Here is an 18,601-nt window from a genome sequence, read left to right as displayed (position 1 = left end):
CCTGATCCAGCGCGGCCCCGTGGCCAGCGTTCTTATCGGCACAAAGGAAATGGCCATGCCCGACACCTCGTCCACCCGCTCCGAAGATGTATTGACCCAACTGGTCACTGGCCCCTCGCTATGGGAGGTGGCGTCGAACGCGCTGCGCACGGCACTCGACAGCGCCTACCCGAACCTGGGTATCGATCCGGTCAAGGCCATGGTCGTGACGCCGACCTGGACCGTCACCGAGAGCGAGGTCATGCCCGGCCCACGCCGGTTCGAATCGTTGACCGATGTGTTGGTGCGGCTCACGCTGTCGGCACAGACCGCGACCTACATTGACGGGGAACACTTCCTGACCTTGCAACCGGGGGTGAAGCCTGCGATCCAGTTGCCCGTCAAGATCGACGACATAGGTCGGTTGATCAATCAACTGATCCCGCTGCTGTTCGTGTCCTATCAAGAGCAGCAACTGGATTACTGGAACCAGCAGACAGAGGGCGAAACACCGCGCTGGCATCAACTCTCGGACTCACTGCACAACCTCTGGAACATCGAGCAGGCTTCAGGCTGGGATGAGGATCAAAAGGCCATGGCACTGGCCTTGTTCAACCACCCGGATAAAACCACCCGACACCGTAACGATCCCTACACATCAAGGGCCTGCCTGATCGACATCGATGAACCGGACAAGCATCTGTGGGTGCTGGACGTGGCCGTACTGGTGGGCACGCTGGGCAAACGCACGCTGGTGATCAGCCACTCGATCACGGAGGGCTTCAAACGGTACGACTCGCTGGAATCATTCGGTGAAACACTGCCTGCACGCGTTGCAACCACATCGGCGCCGCATACTTTGCGGTGGCGTTTATATGAGCCCACCGGCAATTTTTTCGACCATCAAGCCACTGCGCTAATTGCGCTCGAAGTCGCAGCGATCGGCCAGCTTCAAGACACCGTTACGAAAGGTGGTCTTGCCCGCCGAGCCATCGACGCCATCAAAAACCGAAAGGACTCTGACGAAGGGCGCTTCAGCCAGATCGAACACTTGCTGCCCGACTGGCTGCTCAATGCTCAACCGGCGGACCTGACCTGCTACAGCCGACACTTGATGGACCTGGCGCAGCTTCGGGAGCAACAGGCGGGAAAATCCTTTCTGGATGACATTCCACCGCTCCCGGCGTTTACGCTGCAAGCACTGAAAGACCAAGTGCTGAAAGATCACCCGGAGGCGACGGACGCCAGGCTCGAAACGCTTGAACTCAGTATCACCAGCCCGGTGATCCTGGGCGCCATTGCCGTACCGGGTAAAACCGAAACCGTCACACTGTCGCTGATCGACCTGGCCCTGCAGAATCTGATAGCCGTGCCGTTGGGTAACAAGACCGTTCACCGCACCGACGGCAACGCCGTTGAGACCTGGATGACACCGGCCTACCTGGAAAAACTGGTCACCGAGGTCAACATCGGTGAAGCCTATCCCGCGCTGATCAAGCAGAAACTGCTCGGTGACACGAAGGAAACACAACGTCGGCAACACCTGTTCGCCAGCCACCTGCGCATCCAGCTGCCACTTCAGACGCTGCAGCACAAAATTCGTGGCGAGGCCGGTATCGATGATCAGGGGTACCGGTACGTGGTTGCGGCGATGCAGGAAAAGCCTGCCGAGCGTTTTGTGGACGGCCAGGAAATCATCATTCGTCCGCTCGCGTTCATTCCCGGGGGCCGCATAAGCAACAAGGCCGACGAGGTTGCAAACATGTTTGTCATCGGGCCACGTCTCGCCGACAGGGGTCCGTGCCTGCTTTTTCGTCCGCTGCTTGATCCGCCGCTGTTGCAATATCCCGGCGAAACCAACCTGCTGTATGCGATAAAACATAACCAGACGCTTCGCCAATCGGTGTTGGCCTGGTTGCCGGACGATGTGCGCTTCAACTACTCACAGTACGTATTTCCCGGCCAACTGCCGTCGGTCTGGACACTGTCGCAATGGCTGGTCGATCCAACGTCGGCCCTCGGCATGATGGGCACCGTCAGGCTAGCGGCCACACCTCTGGAGGAACCTGCACTGGCGACACTGTTCACCGCCAATGCCAACGCAATGATCACCCTGGCGGACCGGCAGTCGGTCTCCAATGCCCAAAGTCGTTGGCAGACCCTCAAGCATGGGGCATGGGCGCTGTTCAACATTGCACTGCCATTCCTGGGTAAAACGGCAGCCAGCGCGGCCTGGGTCTGGCAAATCATGAGCGACCTGGAAGATGCGAATCAAGCCAGCGAGAAAGGCGACAGTGACGATGCATGGACGGCATTGACCGACCTGTTCCTGTCACTCGGCATGGTCCTGGCCCATTACGCAGCGACGCGCCACACCGCCAGCCGCGTGGTTGAAAAGACGGTTTTGACGCTGGAGCAACAGCCCACGCCGAGGCCGACAATCGCCGTGACCCAGCTTCCCGATATCACCGGTCAACGGCTGCCAGCGAATCACAAGACCCATTTGTATGCCCACGGTGCCCTCGCGCGAACAAGCCTGGGGACTCTGCTGGACGGGCTGGCCATCGCAAAACCTGCAGGTCTGGCGAGCCCCTCGACCGAAGTCGGTCCCCACCGTTTTTTGAGCCCGCTCAACAATAAATGGTACGCCCAGGTTGGCCAGCGCTGGTTCGAAGTCATGATCAACGACAACGAGTTCGTGCAAATCGTCGATAGCCGTCAGTCCCCACCAGAGACTGGCCCCCTGCTGACCCATTCCGCAAACGGACAATGGGTCGTCGACACACGCCTGAGGTTGCGCGGCGGTGGCCGTAGCCGAAAAGAATTGGTGCGGGAAAATGCACAGCGTAAAGAGACGCTGCGTAAGCAACTGGAGACCTTCGATACGAACAAAATGGCGCTGAAGACCGCACTCGAATCCGCCGAGAAAGCAGCTGCCTCGTCCGCATCAGGCGTTGATGATCCCAATGGTCGCAGACTGATCGAAACGCTGGATAAACAGCTGGCCGTTTACGACGTCTACATTGATCAGCTCAAGGCATTCAACGTGCTTGAGTCCATCATCAATTACCGCGCCGTCCTGGTCAGTTGTCTGGATCAACAGCTGTTGCTGACGGAGATGTGGTTCAACCGGCAAAACGCTGTATTTGGCACTTGCATGCGTCGCTCGCTGGCTCTGTTTGACGGAGAGCCGAACGAATCCACCCAGACACGACGGCAGGTTCATCAACAGACCAGCGATATAACCCAGGGCTTTATCGACAAAATCGAGTTTGCCCAGGCCCGGATCGAGGAGTTGAACCGACTGGGCAGAGAAGGTGCCGAAACCGCCAGGGAATACACGAAAGGACTGCCAAAGTTTGACCTGCACGACCTGAAGCTGTTTCAGATCAGCCTCGCTCAGGAGCTCTGCCTTAATGACACCGGCACGGTCGCCACCGAGCCTGCCCATAAGGCGCTGGTAACCCTTGTCGAAGACGCGGGCCTCACCATCCAGTCGTCACTGGACCTCGCCAAGGACAATCCCCTGGCGCTACCCGAACGGATTGAAGGATTCAGCGATCTGGTGGAGCAGTTCACAACCATCGACCAACGTATTCTCGACTTGCCCGATGAGTACCCTGGACAGTTGCTGCAACCGTCACTGGACTTGATGCGTCAACGTATCGAAGCGTTCAATGAGCGCGCCGTGAAACACCTGTCGGGGTTGCTGCATGAACGCAAGACCCTCGAACCGGTTCCGGGACCGTCGCGACCGGTAATGGCCCCGCATCGCCTGATCAAAACACGCTTCAAAGGCACCGTCGTCGGCAAGCCGCGAACGCGCCTGCGCTCCACCGATACCGATCTGGTCGACGTGACCTTCCCACTCACCGGGAAGGTGATCGCTACGTTCCATGAGAAAACACCCGACGTCTGGGTCGAGCATGTGCCTGTCAAAACGGCCGTACCCGTCATCATTCCTCCAACGCTGGCGGTCAGCGTGCAAAACGGTGAAGCACTACTGGAACAGCTGGAATCTTTCGTGCGACGTACCGAGGCCCACTCAAAAGGTGATCGCCGTATTCCGCTGGAAATCGAGGAGATGTTTCATCAGCACGCCCGCCGAATGGAAACAGCGTCGGGCGCTATCGAGGAAGGCCTGACCGATAACAATGCCACCGAAAGCGGCCCGGGGTCGGCTGTCACCGTCAAAAAAACACTAGACGATGAAGCGACTGCGCTTTACAAAAAAGGCACCGATATCCGTATCAGCATGACCAAGCGACAGCTGCCCACTGCTGGGCGTGTTGAATGGCTGCACAGCAAGGGCGAGGTAACCATCCACAGGATCGGCAAACCACTGCCGGAGCATCGACGCTTGAAGGGACCGCGCAAAGACTATCTGGATGAGTATGAGATTCGCGATCACGAAACCCGCAAAGTCCTTTGGTATGCGCACTTTCACTACCCGGCATCCGACAGCCCGAGAACAGCCTTCACTGCAGCGCACTTGAAGACCGTCGAACAACGCGGGTCAGGCGGGGCCTATGAAAAGCACACCCGCTTGAACGCACTTCAGTCCATTGCCATTTATCGTGCGGAAATCAACCATCGTCTGGCCGATGCACTGTTCTTCTTGTAGGTAGATCAGCGCCAGACTTTTTCCAGACGCCCGAGTGCAGCACTGATCGCCGCCTCGGGTACCGCCGCAAAACCCAGGACCAGCCCGGCCCGCTGGTCCACCGGTGTCTGTGTGTCCGGCAACCAATAACTGCTTAATGCGTTGATCTCGACATCGACGCTAGCGGCTTTTTCCACCAGTTCGCGCTCACGGGCTTGAGAGTCGACCGCGACCGTCAAATGCAGTCCTGCCGCAACACTCGGCAGGTTGCCGATACCGGGGATGTCCTTCGGCCAACCGGCCAGCAATGTATTTCGCCGACTCAGGGCGGCGCGACGCATGCGGCGAATATGCCGCTGAAAATGTCCGGCGGCCATGAACTCGGCCATCACCGCTTGAGTACTCACTTCGGAGTGCCGGACGTCCACCGCCCGCCGTTGAGAGAACGCCTGCACCAACGCCGGCGGCAACACCAGGTAACCCAGGCGCAGAGCCGGGAAGGCGACTTTGCCAAAGGTCCCGACGTACAAAACCCGTCCTTGTCGATCGAGTGCCGCCAACGGCGCCAGCGGTGCACCGCTGTAACGGTATTCGCCATCGTAGTCATCCTCGACAATCCAGCCTTGGGTGCGCTCAGCCCAGGCCAGTAATTCCAGACGCCGCGCCAGGCTCATCACCACCCCGGTCGGGTATTGATGCGACGGCGTGACATACGCCAGGCGACAATCCTCGAGCACAGCCAATTCGCGGCAGTCGATGCCCTCGCTGTCCACCGCCACACCGTGCAGTCGCGCACCCGCCACGGCGAACGCATGACCCGCCGCCCGATACCCCGGATTCTCAATCGCCACCCCATCACCCGGTTCCACCAGCAGCTGTGCACAAAGGCTAATCCCTTGCTGCGCGCCACTGGTGATCACTATTTGCTCAGCCGAACACTGCATGCCGCGTGAACTGCGCAAATAGGCGGCAATCATTCCACGCAGGCGCTCATCGCCCGCCGGATCGCCATAACACAACTGCTGCAAATCCGGCTTGCGCCAGAAAGCCGCATTCAGCTTGGCCCAGACCTCGAAAGGAAACAGATCAAATGCCGGCACGCCGACCCTAAAGGCACGCGGTGGGCCACTCGGCGGCAAGGCCAAATGGTTCTTTTCAACGCGACCCAATGCGCCGCTGTGGATAACTTTACTGGATGAAATCACAGGTAAATCCAGCCAATTTGTGGATAAGGCTGTGGATAACCCTGTTGACAACCCTGTGGATACTTTTGTGGATAATTTTTTGGTGGGTATCGCGGTTTGGGGCAGCTGAGCGACGTAAGTCCCGTCACCCACACGCCCTTCGATAAAGCCTTCGGCATAGAGCTGATCGTAGGCTCGCACCACGCTGTTGCGAGAGATCGCCAGCGCCGCCGCCAAGTCCCGGCTGGCCGGTAATCGCGTACCGCTGGCCAGTCGTCCATCCAGTACTCGCAGGCGCAAGGCTTGGTAGAGCTGAAGACTCAGGCCCTGACGGCGATCAAGTTCGATACCGGCAGGATTGAACGACAAGGAAAGCAGCACATCGGTCATGACAATGGACCTATGAAATTGGTCATTAATGGCTCTTACAACAGACCAATAGCCTGCCTAGGATGGAGGCATTCGCCAAGGGATATTTCCATGTACAACCCCAGCAGCTTTGCCATCAAAGATTTCGATGAACTGCGCCAGCAGATCCTCGGCACCCGCCTCGCCATGGTGGTTACCCACGGCGAGCAAGGTCTGCAAGCCAGTCATCTGCCGCTGTTGTTCAAACCTGACGAAGGTCCGAATGGCACCCTCTACGGCCACTTCGCCCGGGCCAATCCGCAGTGGAAGGAATTGCAGAACGGCGCGCAAGCGCTGGTGATCTTTGCCGGTGCCGATGCCTACGTCAGTCCCGGTTTTTATCCGAGCAAAGCCGAGCACGGCAAAGTCGTGCCGACCTGGAACTATGTCGCGGTACACGCCTACGGCACCGCCGATGTATTCACCGATGCCGAGCGCCTGCTCAACCTGGTCAGCGCGTTGACTGATCGTCACGAAGCCGGCCGCGCCCAGCCGTGGAAGGTCGCCGACGCTCCTGCTGATTACATCGACGGCATGCTCAAGGCGATTGTCGGGTTTGCCCTGCCGATCCAGCGCCTGGAAGGCAAACGCAAACTCAGTCAGAACCGCAGCGCCGAAGACATCGCCGGTGTGCGCGAAGGGCTCGCCGCCAGCCCCGATGTGCACGATCAGGCCCTCGCCCACTTGATGCGTTAAGGAAATAGACATGAGTCAGATTGAAATCCGCCAGGTCAGCGCCGACGATCACGCCGCGTGGCTGCCGCTGTGGCAAGCCTACCTGCGTTTCTACAACACCGAGTTGCCCGAGGCGGTCACTGACAGCACCTGGCAACGCATGCTCGACCCGACAGAAACGACGCATTCGGCGTTGGCGTGGCTCGAGGGCAAAGCGGTCGGCATGGTGAACTTCATCTACCATCGCTCGAACTGGAGCATCGAAAATTCCTGCTACCTTCAAGACCTGTTGGTAACGCCGGAAACCCGTGGTACCGGCGTTGGCCGCAAACTGATCGAATTTGTCTACGCCACCGCCAAAACGGACGGGTGCTGCAAAGTCCACTGGCTGACCCATGAAACCAACGCCACCGCGATCCAGCTCTACGAGCGCATCGCCGAACGTCCCGGTTTCATCCAGTTTCGCAAAGCCCTTTAAGGTTCAAGGAGAACAGCATGTCGACATCACTCGCGGATTGGAAAGGCGTCCCGGCGCCCACCGTTCAAACCCTCGAAGGGCGTTTCATTCGCCTGGAAAAACTCGACCCGGCGCGTCATGCCGAAGGTCTGTTCAAGGCCTTGCAAGGCCCCGGTGCCGATCCAAAACTCTGGGACTATTTGCCTTATGGACCTTTCCCGGAACGTAGCGTGTTCAACGATTGGCTGAACAACCATGCGGCCAACAGCGACCCGTATTTCTTCAGCGTGATCGACCGTGCCAGCGGTGAGGTACAGGGCATTCTCAGCCTGATGTCGATCGTGCCGGCTCAGGGCCGAATCGAAATCGGTCACGTCACGTTCGGCGCGCCAATGCAGCGCTCACCGAAAAGTACCGAGGCGGTTTATCTGCTGGCCAAGGAGTCGTTTGCCCTGGGCTATCGACGCCTGGAGTGGAAGTGCAACAACGGCAACGCTCGCTCCAAATACGCGGCCGAGCGCTTGGGCTTCAGTTTTGAAGGGGTTTTCCGCCAGCACATGGTGGTGAAGGGACAGAACCGCGATACCGCGTGGTATTCGATTCTGGACTCGGAATGGCCGGCGATTGGCGCAGGGTTTGAGCGCTGGTTGAGCGATGAGAATCAGACGGGATCGGGGCAGGTGAAAACGTTGGTGGCGTGCCGCGGATAAGCGACTACAGTTTTTCTTCCCCTGTGGCGAGGGAGCAACCTCTCTCGCCACAAATTTTGCGCTGTAGCTTCAACTAATGTCGCGCCGAATCCGCACTACCCCCATCCTCAGGCCAAACGGCCTGAACACGGCATTCAGTGATTTCAGCGTCTGATTGCCTTCGCCATGTTCGATATGCACCAGCGTGCGCACCGAAATTTTGCACATCTTTGCGAATTGGGTCTGGTGCAGGCCGGTGACCTCTACGCGTAATCGACGAACCGCTTCGCCAACCTCAAGAGTGCCTTGAGCCAGCGCCTCTTGAATGCTTTCGATCAACAAAGCCCGCGCATCAATGGAAATGGTCATTTCAGCCCCCTGGTGCGTAACAACATCCAAATGTGATGCGATACATGCAATATAGTGCAGTTGCTGGCTGCCTGCGCAATCAATTTACGCATTAAAATGCATTTCAACTGCATTGCACGTCGCAGGATCCGCATCAAATTGCACATGGCTCTCACTGCGACATCATTCTGTAAAAACCATCCGCTATACAACACAGCCCGCTTATAACAAAAAGGCTGTCCACTCATGCCCTTCTCGCCCCAGCGTCTCGCGTTCAGCATCGCATTGCTGATCAGCACCGGCACCCTCGCCGCCCCCTTCAAAAACGTGCAGATCGATACGCCCACCACGGCGGCGCAAACCCTGGGCGGCAGCGACACGTTGAAGATTTCGGCACCGGGCAGCATCACCAACGCGGGCAAGACGGTGAGTCTGAAGGACAGCACCAGCGGCGTCGGCGTGGTGATCGATAACGCGGGCAAGATTATTTCCACTGGCGGCCGGGCGATCGACAGCAGCGGCGACCTGACGCAAGCGCGCAACTACAGCATTTACAACCGCGCCGGCGGGCAAATCCTTGGCTTCAACGATGCGTTGCGCATCGACAGCAACTTCGCCAGCGGCAGCCTGCTGATCGACAACAGCGGCATCATCCGCTCCACCACCGGGCAAGGGCTGGATCTGGATGCGTTGCGTAGCGCAGGCGTCAAAACGACGATCATCAACCGCGCGGGCGGATTGATTCGCGGGGACGCCAGCGACGGCATGAAGACCGGCGCCAACGCGACGATCACCAACTACGGCGAGATTTCTACCGGCGACTCGCACAATGCTGACGAGAAATTCGACGGTATCGACATCGACACTGCAACCGGCGTGACGGTGACCAACTACGGCAACATTTCCGGTGGCCGTCACGGCATCACCACCGACCTCGGCGCCACGCTCGTCAACTACGGGACAGTCACCGGTCGCAACGGCTCGGGTTATGGCTCCGACGGCGACGGCACAGTGATCAACCACGGCACCATCACCGGTGCTTATTCGGGCCTGCAACCCAACGGTGACGGCGATGGCGTGGACATCGACAAACTCGCGCACATCGAAAACTACGGCACCATTCAAGGTGTCGGCGCGGGCGGTGTGGACAAGGGTGGTTTCGCCAACGGCAGTGAAGGCATCGCCTTGGGCGGCGGTTACGTATTGAACGCCAACGGCGCGCTGATCAGCGGCGCCAACAGCGCAATTCTGGTGGACGACGGCAGCGGTGGTTCGGGCGTGGCGGCGACCACGCTGGAAAACTTCGGCACGATTCAGGGCCTCAATGGGTTCGGCGTGAAATTTGTCGGTGAGTTCGATGACAACGTGATCAACGGCGGCACAATCAGCGGCAGCAACGGCCTTGCGCTGGACCTGGGCAGCGGTAGCGACAGCCTCTCCTTGCGCAATGGCAGCCGCTTTGTCGGCGTGGTCGATGGCGGCAGCGGTTACGACCGCGTGCTGATGGACGACGCGCGGGGAGGCAGTTTCGGCACCAGTCGCAATTTCGAATGGCTGGAGGTCAAGCAAGGTGCCTGGACCCTGACCGGCAACGGTGATTTCAGCGACGGCGGCGCGATACGCGACGGCGCCACGCTGATCAACCAGGGTGGGATCGCCGGGACCGTGACCGTCGACGCAGGTGGCGTGTATGCCGGCGGCGGTTCGGTGAGTAATTTGCGGGTAAACGGGACCTTGCGCACCAATACTCAGCTCGGCATCGCGAGCATCACCCATGACCTGACCATGGGCAGCGGCTCAACCCTGGCCTACGGCGTCAACGCCGATGGCAGCAGCGCGCCGATCAAGGTCGGTGGCGTGGCCAATCTGAACGGCGCCACCCTGGCAGTGAACCCCGGCAGCGGCACGTATCCGTGGCAGAGCCGATACACCGTGCTGCAAGCCGCAAGCATCAACGGCAACTTCGGCAAGGTCACCAGCGACTACGCATTCCTCACACCGACGCTCGCTTACACGCCGACCCAAGTCGACCTGACCTACACCCGCAACGATGTCGCCTTCAACGAACTCGCGGTAACCAGCAACGGCAGCAGCGCCGCCAACAGTCTGGCGTCGATGGGCAAAAACAACGCGCTCTACAATGCCTTGCTCAACACCACCAACGCCACGGCTGGCAACGCGATCGAGCAACTGTCCGGCGCCAGCAACGCCAACCTGACCAGCGCAACGCTCGGTGCCAGCAGCCAGATCGGCAGCAGCATGCTGTCGGCGATGCAACAAATGGGTGGCGGTTCGGGGTTGCTGGTCGGCCTCGATCAACGTGACACGCCGGTGCTCGCCGCCAACGGTGTCCCACTCGAAGCCCGCAACCTCAATGACCCCAACGCTCAGGGTCGACTCTGGCTGCAAGCCATCGGTGGCTACGGCAAGCTCGATGGCGAACACGGCAGCAGCGGTCTGGAGCAACGCACCAAAGGCAGCGTGATCGGTGCCGATTGGGCGCTCAATCCGCAATGGCGTCTGGGTGTGCTTGGCGGTTACTCGAAGACAGATCTGGATGCCACGGGTGTTGATGGCAATGTCGAAAGCTGGCACGCCGGTGTCTATGCGTCACGTCAAAGCGGCCCATTCGCCTTGCGCCTCGGCGCGGCGTATAGCGGTCACCAAGGTGAAAGCAAACGCACTGTCGCCTTCAACGGCTTCAGCGACCGTCCGAAAGGCGATTACGATGCCGACAGCCAACAGGCCTTCGCCGAACTCGGCTACGCAATGGGCAGCGGCCGGCTCAGCGCAGAACCCTTCGCCAATCTTGGCTACCAGCGTTATCACCGTGACAGCTACCTGGAAAAAGGCGGTTCCGCCGCCCTTCAAGTCGAGGAGCAAACCCAGGACAACTTCAGCAGTACCTTTGGCCTGCGTCTGGCGCACTTGAATGCGTTGGACAATGGCATGAGCCTGACCCCACGCATGACCGCCGGCTGGAAGCACACCTATGGCGATGTCAGCAGCTCGACGCGTCAAGCGTTTGTGGCGGGTGGCACGGCGTTCAGTGTGGATGGCAGCTCACTGGATCGAGACAGCCTGGTGCTGGAGGCTGGTCTGGATCTGGGCATTTCGGCTCGGCATTCGGTGGGCATTGGCTACAGCGGCGAGATCGGCAACAACAGCCGTAACCACGGGTTGATCGGGCAGTGGCAGATGAGTTTCTGAGAGGGTGATTGCAGGCAGCGTCTCGATTTAGTGTAAGAAAAGGTCATCGGTCCGAAGCGTTAAAAACCGCTGTGCTTAATCAGCGGTGGATTTTCTGCATCGAGCTTCTGACACCGCCTGCAAACCCGCCGGAACGGGCTGACATCGGTATCGAAGCGCTCTCCATAGAGTTTGGTCTCCTTTCAATTGAGGCCAAATTCAATGTCTGTTCAACACAACTATCGACCACATCATCTGGCGCTGGCCATTGCGCTTGCGTTGGGTTGCACCGGATTTTCAAACGCTCAAGAGCCGCCGGAACTCACTGAGTCAACGAGCCTCGCGGAGGTTATCCAGCAACCTGATTCTGCCTCGGTGGATCCGTATGACAGGCTTCAAGCCTTTATCCGCTCGCCAGACACCTTCACCCGGGAGTTCAACTCACCACAGCCCGCGTTGAAGGACGTTTCCGTGAAGTCGGACGGCAGAAATGACCTCATCATCATCAACAATGGCGCCAGCTTTGAAGGTCGGATCGATGGCGGTAAAGGAACCAACGTCATACATCTGATCGGTACTGACGGCGGCCACTTGGGGAACACCCGTAACATCAATGGCCTGTACGTTTCGCAGGGAGCGTGGACGCTGACCAGTGAAGGAGACTTCAAAGAGGGCGTGGCCGTGCTGAATGACGGTAGCCTGACTAACAACGGGACAATCAATGGTGGGGCAAGTACCGCCGGGATACTCCTCAACAATGGCGTAATCAAGGGAGCTGTCACCGTAGAGAGCATCGGCACGTTTGCAGGCAAAGGCACTGTCGGTGGGCTGGATGTCTTGGGTCAGCTCAATGTCAATAAATTGCAAGGCGCCCCAACGGTCAAAGGAAACCTGGACCTTTCCAGCGCCGCTGTACTTGCCTACGAGGTCTCCCCCGATGGCCATGGAGAAACCATCAAGGTCAGCGGCACCGCCAGCCTCGGTGAAGCCACACTGAAAATTGTTTCAGCGCCGGGTGATTATCCGCAAAGCAGTCAATACACGATCATCGAAGCCAAAGAGGTGAAAGGCGAGTTTGGCAAAATCGTCAACGAGTTGGCCTTCATGACAGCGACGCCTGATTACGGCAAAAAGACTGTCGGCCTGACTTACGCACGTAACGACGTACCTTTCGCCGACGTTGCAAAATCCGATAACGGACGAGAGTTTGGCGCAAGCATTGAGGAGCCGAGGGGTGCTGAGCCCGCTCAGGCGCCACCGGACAATACCGCTCCCATTGCTGCGGCCCTGAATCCCGCTGAGAACATCGGTACTTCTGTTGTGGCCACCACACCAGTTGCCACCCCCGAGACCTCAACACCATCCAGCCCTGCAAACGCCGCAGTCGTGGCGCTGCTCGGCAGCGACAAAACAACCGCCGCTCATGCCATCGAACAACTGGCCGGCGACAGTACCGCCAACCTCGCCAAGGCAACGCTCGCCAGCGCCAACCCCGTGGGCACTACCGTGCTCTCGGCCATGCGCCAGTTGGACAGCGCCAGCACCTACAACAAAGGCAGCAACCGCAAGAACGCACCACGCCTGGCGGCGGGCAGTGAAGACAATGGCAGGGTCTGGCTCCAAGCGTTAGGTCATGGCGGCACACTGGACCGTGACTTTGAGCCACTGAAACACTCCACTCAAGGCTTGGTCCTCGGCGCGGATTGGGGCATCGATGATGAATGGCGTATCGGCGTGATGGGCGGTAAAGCCGAAACACGCCTCGACAGTAGCGACCTCGATGGCGGTCTCGACAGCTGGTATCTGGGCGCTTATGCCCTGCGCCAGAACGGCCCCATGTCGCTGCGATTGGGTGCGACCTATGGCAATCACGACGGCAATACCAAGCGCCGAGTGGCCTTCAATGGTTTCAGCGACCGCCCCGAAGGCCGTTACGATGCCAACACCCAACAGGCCTTCGCTGAAGCGGGTTACAACCTGGGGCGTGCCAATGTCAGCATCGAGCCGTTCGCCAGCCTTGGCTACGAACGCTATCAGCGTGACACCTACACGGAAAAAGGTGGCGCAGCGGCCTTGAAAGTTCACGGCCAGACCCAGAACAACCTGAGCAGCACGGTCGGCCTGCGCCTGGCGAAACGCAATTCCCTGAACAACGGCATGCAACTGACGCCGCGATTGAGTGCCGGTTGGAAACACACCTACGGCGATGTCACCAGCGACACTCGCCAACAACTGGCAACGGGCGGTAGAAACTACACCGTTTCCGGTGCGCTGCTGGACCGTGACATCTATAGCGTCGATGCAGGGCTGGACCTGGGATTGTCGGCCAAACATACCTTGGGCGTCAGTCTTAACGGGGAGGTCGGCACGGAAAGCCGAAGCCATGGTGTCACCGGCCAATGGCGGATGAATTTCTGACCGTCACAAATACGCGGCGAAAAAAAAGGGGAGCACATGCCCCCCCGAGGTTTAAAGCGTTGTATCGAGGCTGTTAAATCAGCCTTCGATCTCGATCAGGATTTCGCCCGGATTCACCCGGTCGCCCTTGGCCACGTGGATGGCGGTGACTTTGCCGGCGATGGCCGATTGGACTTCGGTTTCCATCTTCATCGCTTCGGTGATCAGCACGGCTTGCCCTGCTTTCACGGTGTCGCCTTCCTTGACCAGCACATCGACGATGTTGCCCGGCATGGTGGTGCTGACGTGGCCCGGCGCGGTGGCTTGCTTGCGCTTGCTGCTGCCGCCGCTGACGAATTCGTTGAGCGGTTCGAACACCACTTCTTCCGGCATGCCGTCGATGGACAGGTAGAAGTGGCGCTTGCCTTCGGCCTTGACGCCGACACCGGTGATGTCGACGCGGTAGGTTTCGCCGTGGACGTCGATGACGAACTCGGTCGGTACGCCTTCGCCACCGGCCGAGGCGACGCCGCCGGCTTCAGGAATCGGCAGGAGTACTTCAGGTGTCAGGGTGCCGGCAGCGCGTTCTTCGAGGAACTTGCGGCCGATGTCCGGGAACATGGCGTAGGTCAGCACGTCTTCTTCGGACTTGGCCACGGCGCCGATTTCAGCACGCAGTTTGGTCATTTCCGGTTTGAGCAGATCGGCTGGACGCACGTCGATCACTTCTTCGCTGCCGATGGCCTGGCGACGCAGTTGTTCATTCACGGTACCCGGCGCCTTGCCGTAGCCGCCTTGCAGGTAGAGCTTCACTTCGTTGGTGATGGTCTTGTAGCGCTCGCCAGCCAACACGTTGAAGAACGCCTGGGTGCCAACGATTTGCGAGGTCGGCGTTACCAGCGGCGGGAAGCCTAGGTCTTCACGAACGCGCGGGATTTCAGCCAGCACTTCGCTCATGCGGTTCAGTGCACCCTGCTCTTTCAACTGGTTGGCCAGGTTGGAAATCATCCCGCCCGGTACCTGATTGACTTGTACACGGGTGTCGACGGCGGTGAATTCGCTTTCGAACTGGTGGTACTTCTTGCGCACGGCGTAGAAGTACAGGCCGATCTCTTGCAGCAGTTCCAGGTTCAGGCCGGTGTCGAACTCGGTACCTTTAAGGGCAGCAACCATCGACTCGGTACCCGGGTGGCTGGTGCCCGAGGCGAAGCTGGAGATCGCGGTGTCGATGTGGTCGGCGCCGTTTTCGATTGCCTTGAGCTGACACATGGTCGCCAGACCAGCGGTGTCGTGCGAGTGAATGAACACTGGCAGCGACTGTTCTGCTTTCAACGCCCGTACCAGTTCGCCGGTAGCGTATGGAGTCAGCAGACCGGCCATGTCCTTGATCGCCACCGAGTCGCAACCCATGGCTTCCATCTGTTTGGCTTGTGCCACGAACGCGTCGATGGTGTGCACCGGGCTGGTGGTATAAGCGATGGTGCCTTGGGCATGTTTGCCCGCTGCCTTCACCGCTTCGATAGCCACGCGCAGGTTACGCACGTCGTTCATGGCGTCGAAGATGCGGAACACGTCGATGCCGTTGACCGCGGCCTTGGCGACGAAGGCTCTGACCACATCGTCGCTGTAATGGCGGTAGCCCAGCAGGTTCTGGCCACGCAGGAGCATTTGCAGGCGAGTGTTAGGCAGCGCCGCGCGCAGTTGGCGCAGACGCTCCCACGGGTCTTCTTTCAGGAAACGTACACAGGCGTCGAACGTCGCGCCGCCCCAGCATTCCAGCGACCAGTAGCCAACTTTGTCGAGCTTGTCGCAGATCGGCAGCATGTCTTCGGTGCGCATGCGGGTGGCGAGCAGCGATTGGTGGGCGTCGCGCAGGATGGTGTCGGTTACGTGAATCTTCTTGGTCATTGTTATATTCCTCACAGGCCTGCGTGGGCGGCGATGGCGGCGGCGATGGCCAGGGCCAGCTCTTCGGGTTTGCGCTTGATCGAGTAGTTGGTCAGTTCAGGGTGGCTTTCAACGAAGCTGGTGTTGAACTGGCCGCTGCGGAATTCCGGGTTACGCAGGATTTCCTGGTAGTACGCGGCGGTGGTCTTGACCCCTTGCAGACGCATGTCGTCCAGGGCTCGCAAGCCACGGTCCATCGCCTCTTCCCAAGTCAGCGCCCACACCACCAGTTTCAGGCACATCGAATCGTAGAACGGTGGAATGGTGTAACCGGTGTAGATCGCCGTGTCGGTGCGCACGCCGGGACCGCCGGGTGCGTAATAACGGGTGATCTTGCCGAAGCTCGGCAGGAAGTTGTTTTTCGGGTCTTCGGCGTTGATCCGGAACTGCAGCGCGAAACCGCGGTGCTGGATGTCTTCCTGTTTCACCGAGAGCGGCAGGCCGGACGCGATGCGGATCTGCTCACGCACAATGTCGATGCCGGTGATTTCTTCGGTGATGGTGTGTTCCACCTGCACCCGGGTGTTCATCTCCATGAAGTACACCTCGCCCTCGGCGAGCAGGAACTCCACGGTACCGGCGTTCTCGTATCCCACGGCCTTGGCTGCACGCACCGACAGGTCGCCGATATAGGCGCGCTGTTCCGGGGTCAGTTGCGGGCTCGGGGCGATCTCGATCAGTTTCTGGTTGCGACGCTGGATCGAGCAATCACGCTCGAACAGGTGCACCACGTTGCCAAAGCTGTCGCCGAGAATCTGCGCTTCGATGTGCTTTGGATTGACGATGCATTTTTCCAGGAACACTTCCGCCGAACCGAACGCCTTGGTGGCTTCCGAGATCACGCGAGGGAAAGCTTGTTCGAGTTCTTCGCGGCTGTCGCAGCGACGGATACCACGACCACCACCACCGGAGGTTGCCTTGAGCATCACCGGGTAACCAATACGGTCGCCTTCAACCAAGGCTTCGGCGATGTCCGCAACGTTGCCTTCGGTGCCCGGCGTGACCGGCACGCCGGCCTTGATCATGCTGCGGCGGGCTTCAGTCTTGTCGCCCATGCGGCGGATGACTTCAGCCGATGGACCAATGAACTTGATGCCGCGCTCGGCGCAGATATCGGCCAGTTCAGCATTTTCCGAGAGGAAGCCGTAGCCGGGATGCAACGCATCACAACCGGTTTCCACGGCCAGGTTCACCAGTTTTCTGGCATTCAGATAACCGGCCAGTGGCTCGGCACCAATGCTGTGGGCCTCGTCCGCGCGCTTCACATGCAAGGCATGACGGTCGGCGTCGGAATAGATCGCGACCGAGCGAATGCCCATCTCGGCGCAGGCACGCACGATTCGTACGGCAATCTCACCACGGTTGGCGATCAGGATCTTTTTTATCACTTTTGGAGGTTCCCTTGAGCCGGTGGTAACCACGACCTGCTAGACCAGGTCGACGCGTGACCAAATGTTTCAATTCAGTCGCAGGCCCACACTAGCCCCCGCAAGGGATTAACAAAAATGAATAATTATTGGGTTAGGCATAAGTAAAGACTTATAGTCGTGGCATCAGCCTGTGCCGAGAGCGACTAGATAATGCGTAAGTCATTGATGCGTATGACATTGCGTCAATTGCAGATTTTCAATGAAGTCTGTGATCTGCGGTCCTACAGTCGGGCAGCCGACGAAATGTCGCTCACACAACCGGCCGTCAGCCTACAGATCAGGCAACTTGAAGAGCTGATTGGTCAGCCCTTGTTCGATTACGTTGGCAAAAAACTCTATATGACTGAGGCCGCCGAAGCACTCCAACGTGCCAGCCGGGATATTTTCGGGCGTCTGGAAAATCTCGACATGCAGCTTTCGGACATGCAGGGCTCACTGCAAGGGCAGCTGAAACTGGCCGTGGAGTCCAGCGCCAAGTATTTCGTCCCGCACCTGTTTGCCGCATTCAAGCGCCAGCATCCCGAGGTCAATCTGCAACTGACGGTCGTCAATCGGGGCCAAGTGATTCGTCGCCTGTCTGATAACCGCGATGACCTGGTGATCATGTCGATGGTGCCGCAGGACATGGGGCTGGAGTTCCTGCCTTTCCTCAACAACCCGATTGTGGCGGTGGCGCCACCGGATCATCCGCTGTGCCACATGGGGCCGCTGCGCCTGCAAGACCTCGAGCCCTACACCCTGCTGATGCGCGAATCCGGTTCCGGGACGCGACTGGCCTGCGAAGAGTATTTCAAGGAAAAGCGCGTGCACTTCAACCAGACCCAAGAGGTCTCGTCAGCCGAAGCTCAGCGTGAATGTGTGCTGGCGGGTCTGGGCGTAGCGCTGTTGACGCGGCACGCCCTGAACCTTGAGTTGGCGACCGGCGGCTTGATTGAATTGCCGGTCGAAGAGTTGCCGCTCTACCGCAGCTGGTGTCTGGTGCAAGCCAAGGCCAAACGGCTGTCACCGGTGGCGCACGCGTTCCTTGCGTTTATCCGCAGTGAGCGGGTGCAGATCAGCGCGCTGGTTGAGCGTTTCGACGGGAAGTTGTCGGTGCCGCCTGCCAGTAATTGAGTTCCAGCTCCGGGAAATCACCGATCTCGGCCAGCAGTTGGCGGCGTTCGCAGCGATCTTCGATGGCGCGACGGAATTCCATGCGGCGTTGATCTTCTTGCTGACGGCGAGTCTTGGCGGCGCTGTTGCGTTCTTCGTAGGGCTGGGCCATTTCGAGTCTCCCAAGGCGATTACGGGAGTTT

12 protein-coding genes are annotated in these 18,601 nt (G+C 59.2%); 7 read left to right on the top strand and 5 right to left on the bottom strand.

Annotation, left to right across the window (positions count from 1 at the left end; all coding sequences use genetic code 11):
- The first annotated feature begins 55 nt into the window (after window positions 1–55).
- The gene (locus tag AC07N8_RS11560; protein WP_493143536.1) at window positions 56–4,603 is read left to right on the top strand and encodes a dermonecrotic toxin domain-containing protein; all 4,548 of its coding nucleotides are present in this window, start codon (window positions 56–58) and stop codon (window positions 4,601–4,603) included.
- Between the two features lie 5 nt (window positions 4,604–4,608).
- Here AC07N8_RS11560 and pdxR read toward each other — a convergent pair whose 3' ends face one another.
- The gene (gene pdxR, locus AC07N8_RS11555; RefSeq protein ID WP_483841607.1) at window positions 4,609–6,156 is read right to left on the bottom strand and encodes a MocR-like pyridoxine biosynthesis transcription factor PdxR; all 1,548 of its coding nucleotides are present in this window, start codon (window positions 6,154–6,156) and stop codon (window positions 4,609–4,611) included.
- A 90-nt stretch (window positions 6,157–6,246) separates the two neighbouring features.
- Between pdxR and AC07N8_RS11550 the strand changes: the two genes are divergently transcribed.
- The 3 genes from AC07N8_RS11550 to AC07N8_RS11540 are packed head-to-tail and all read left to right on the top strand — an operon-like array spanning window position 6,247 to window position 8,016.
- Window positions 6,247–6,870 (top strand): FMN-binding negative transcriptional regulator, encoded by a 624-nt coding sequence (locus tag AC07N8_RS11550; protein ID WP_483841606.1) that lies wholly within the window; start codon window positions 6,247–6,249, stop codon window positions 6,868–6,870.
- Window positions 6,871–6,880: 10 nt separating this feature from the next.
- On the top strand, window positions 6,881–7,327 hold the full coding sequence (locus AC07N8_RS11545) for a GNAT family N-acetyltransferase (RefSeq protein ID WP_483841605.1): 447 nt from the start codon (window positions 6,881–6,883) through the stop codon (window positions 7,325–7,327).
- Window positions 7,328–7,344: 17 nt separating this feature from the next.
- The gene (locus AC07N8_RS11540) at window positions 7,345–8,016 is read left to right on the top strand and encodes a GNAT family N-acetyltransferase (protein WP_493143539.1); all 672 of its coding nucleotides are present in this window, start codon (window positions 7,345–7,347) and stop codon (window positions 8,014–8,016) included.
- Between the two features lie 69 nt (window positions 8,017–8,085).
- On the opposite strand, the gene AC07N8_RS11535 is transcribed toward AC07N8_RS11540, so the two are convergent.
- A complete protein-coding gene (locus AC07N8_RS11535) occupies window positions 8,086–8,364 on the bottom strand; it encodes a helix-turn-helix domain-containing protein (RefSeq protein ID WP_493143541.1) in 279 nt (92 codons plus the stop codon).
- 225 nt (window positions 8,365–8,589) lie between these two features.
- Here AC07N8_RS11535 and AC07N8_RS11530 point away from each other — a divergent pair, with 225 nt between their 5' ends.
- Together AC07N8_RS11530 and AC07N8_RS11525 are read left to right on the top strand one after the other, a co-directional pair.
- Entirely contained in the window at window positions 8,590–11,553 is a 2,964-nt protein-coding gene (locus tag AC07N8_RS11530; RefSeq protein WP_493143542.1) for an autotransporter outer membrane beta-barrel domain-containing protein, read from the top strand.
- A 201-nt stretch (window positions 11,554–11,754) separates the two neighbouring features.
- Entirely contained in the window at window positions 11,755–13,950 is a 2,196-nt protein-coding gene (locus tag AC07N8_RS11525; protein ID WP_493143543.1) for an autotransporter family protein, read from the top strand.
- A gap of 78 nt (window positions 13,951–14,028) precedes the next feature.
- Here the strand turns inward: AC07N8_RS11525 and oadA are convergent, their stop codons facing one another.
- Both oadA and AC07N8_RS11515 read right to left on the bottom strand, forming a co-directional pair.
- A complete protein-coding gene (gene oadA / locus AC07N8_RS11520) occupies window positions 14,029–15,837 on the bottom strand; it encodes a sodium-extruding oxaloacetate decarboxylase subunit alpha (protein ID WP_493143545.1) in 1,809 nt (602 codons plus the stop codon).
- Between the two features lie 11 nt (window positions 15,838–15,848).
- Window positions 15,849–17,264 (bottom strand): acetyl-CoA carboxylase biotin carboxylase subunit, encoded by a 1,416-nt coding sequence (locus AC07N8_RS11515; protein ID WP_046030798.1) that lies wholly within the window; start codon window positions 17,262–17,264, stop codon window positions 15,849–15,851.
- A 192-nt stretch (window positions 17,265–17,456) separates the two neighbouring features.
- Here AC07N8_RS11515 and AC07N8_RS11510 point away from each other — a divergent pair, with 192 nt between their 5' ends.
- On the top strand, window positions 17,457–18,419 hold the full coding sequence (locus AC07N8_RS11510) for a LysR family transcriptional regulator (RefSeq protein ID WP_027926272.1): 963 nt from the start codon (window positions 17,457–17,459) through the stop codon (window positions 18,417–18,419).
- Here AC07N8_RS11510 and AC07N8_RS11505 read toward each other — a convergent pair.
- Window positions 18,361–18,570 (bottom strand): PA3496 family putative envelope integrity protein, encoded by a 210-nt coding sequence (locus AC07N8_RS11505; protein WP_027926271.1) that lies wholly within the window; start codon window positions 18,568–18,570, stop codon window positions 18,361–18,363. The two genes, AC07N8_RS11510 and AC07N8_RS11505, sit on opposite strands and share 59 nt — an antisense overlap.
- Between the last annotated feature and the right edge of the window lie 31 nt (window positions 18,571–18,601).

This window comes from Pseudomonas sp. GW821-FHT10C09 (assembly GCF_059415465.1).
This window is presented reverse-complemented; position numbering and strand designations above follow the sequence as displayed.

What these genes read in the sequence shown, in the direction of transcription:
- AC07N8_RS11560 (WP_493143536.1), top strand. Translation starts at nt 56, where the DNA reads ATGCCCGACACCTCGTCCACCCGCTCCGAAGATGTATTGACCCAACTG.
- pdxR (WP_483841607.1), bottom strand. Translation starts at nt 6,156, where the DNA reads ATGACCGATGTGCTGCTTTCCTTGTCGTTCAATCCTGCCGGTATCGAA.
- AC07N8_RS11550 (WP_483841606.1), top strand. Translation starts at nt 6,247, where the DNA reads ATGTACAACCCCAGCAGCTTTGCCATCAAAGATTTCGATGAACTGCGC.
- AC07N8_RS11545 (WP_483841605.1), top strand. Translation starts at nt 6,881, where the DNA reads ATGAGTCAGATTGAAATCCGCCAGGTCAGCGCCGACGATCACGCCGCG.
- AC07N8_RS11540 (WP_493143539.1), top strand. Translation starts at nt 7,345, where the DNA reads ATGTCGACATCACTCGCGGATTGGAAAGGCGTCCCGGCGCCCACCGTT.
- AC07N8_RS11535 (WP_493143541.1), bottom strand. Translation starts at nt 8,364, where the DNA reads ATGACCATTTCCATTGATGCGCGGGCTTTGTTGATCGAAAGCATTCAA.
- AC07N8_RS11530 (WP_493143542.1), top strand. Translation starts at nt 8,590, where the DNA reads ATGCCCTTCTCGCCCCAGCGTCTCGCGTTCAGCATCGCATTGCTGATC.
- AC07N8_RS11525 (WP_493143543.1), top strand. Translation starts at nt 11,755, where the DNA reads ATGTCTGTTCAACACAACTATCGACCACATCATCTGGCGCTGGCCATT.
- oadA (WP_493143545.1), bottom strand. Translation starts at nt 15,837, where the DNA reads ATGACCAAGAAGATTCACGTAACCGACACCATCCTGCGCGACGCCCAC.
- AC07N8_RS11510 (WP_027926272.1), top strand. Translation starts at nt 17,457, where the DNA reads ATGCGTAAGTCATTGATGCGTATGACATTGCGTCAATTGCAGATTTTC.
- AC07N8_RS11505 (WP_027926271.1), bottom strand. Translation starts at nt 18,570, where the DNA reads ATGGCCCAGCCCTACGAAGAACGCAACAGCGCCGCCAAGACTCGCCGT.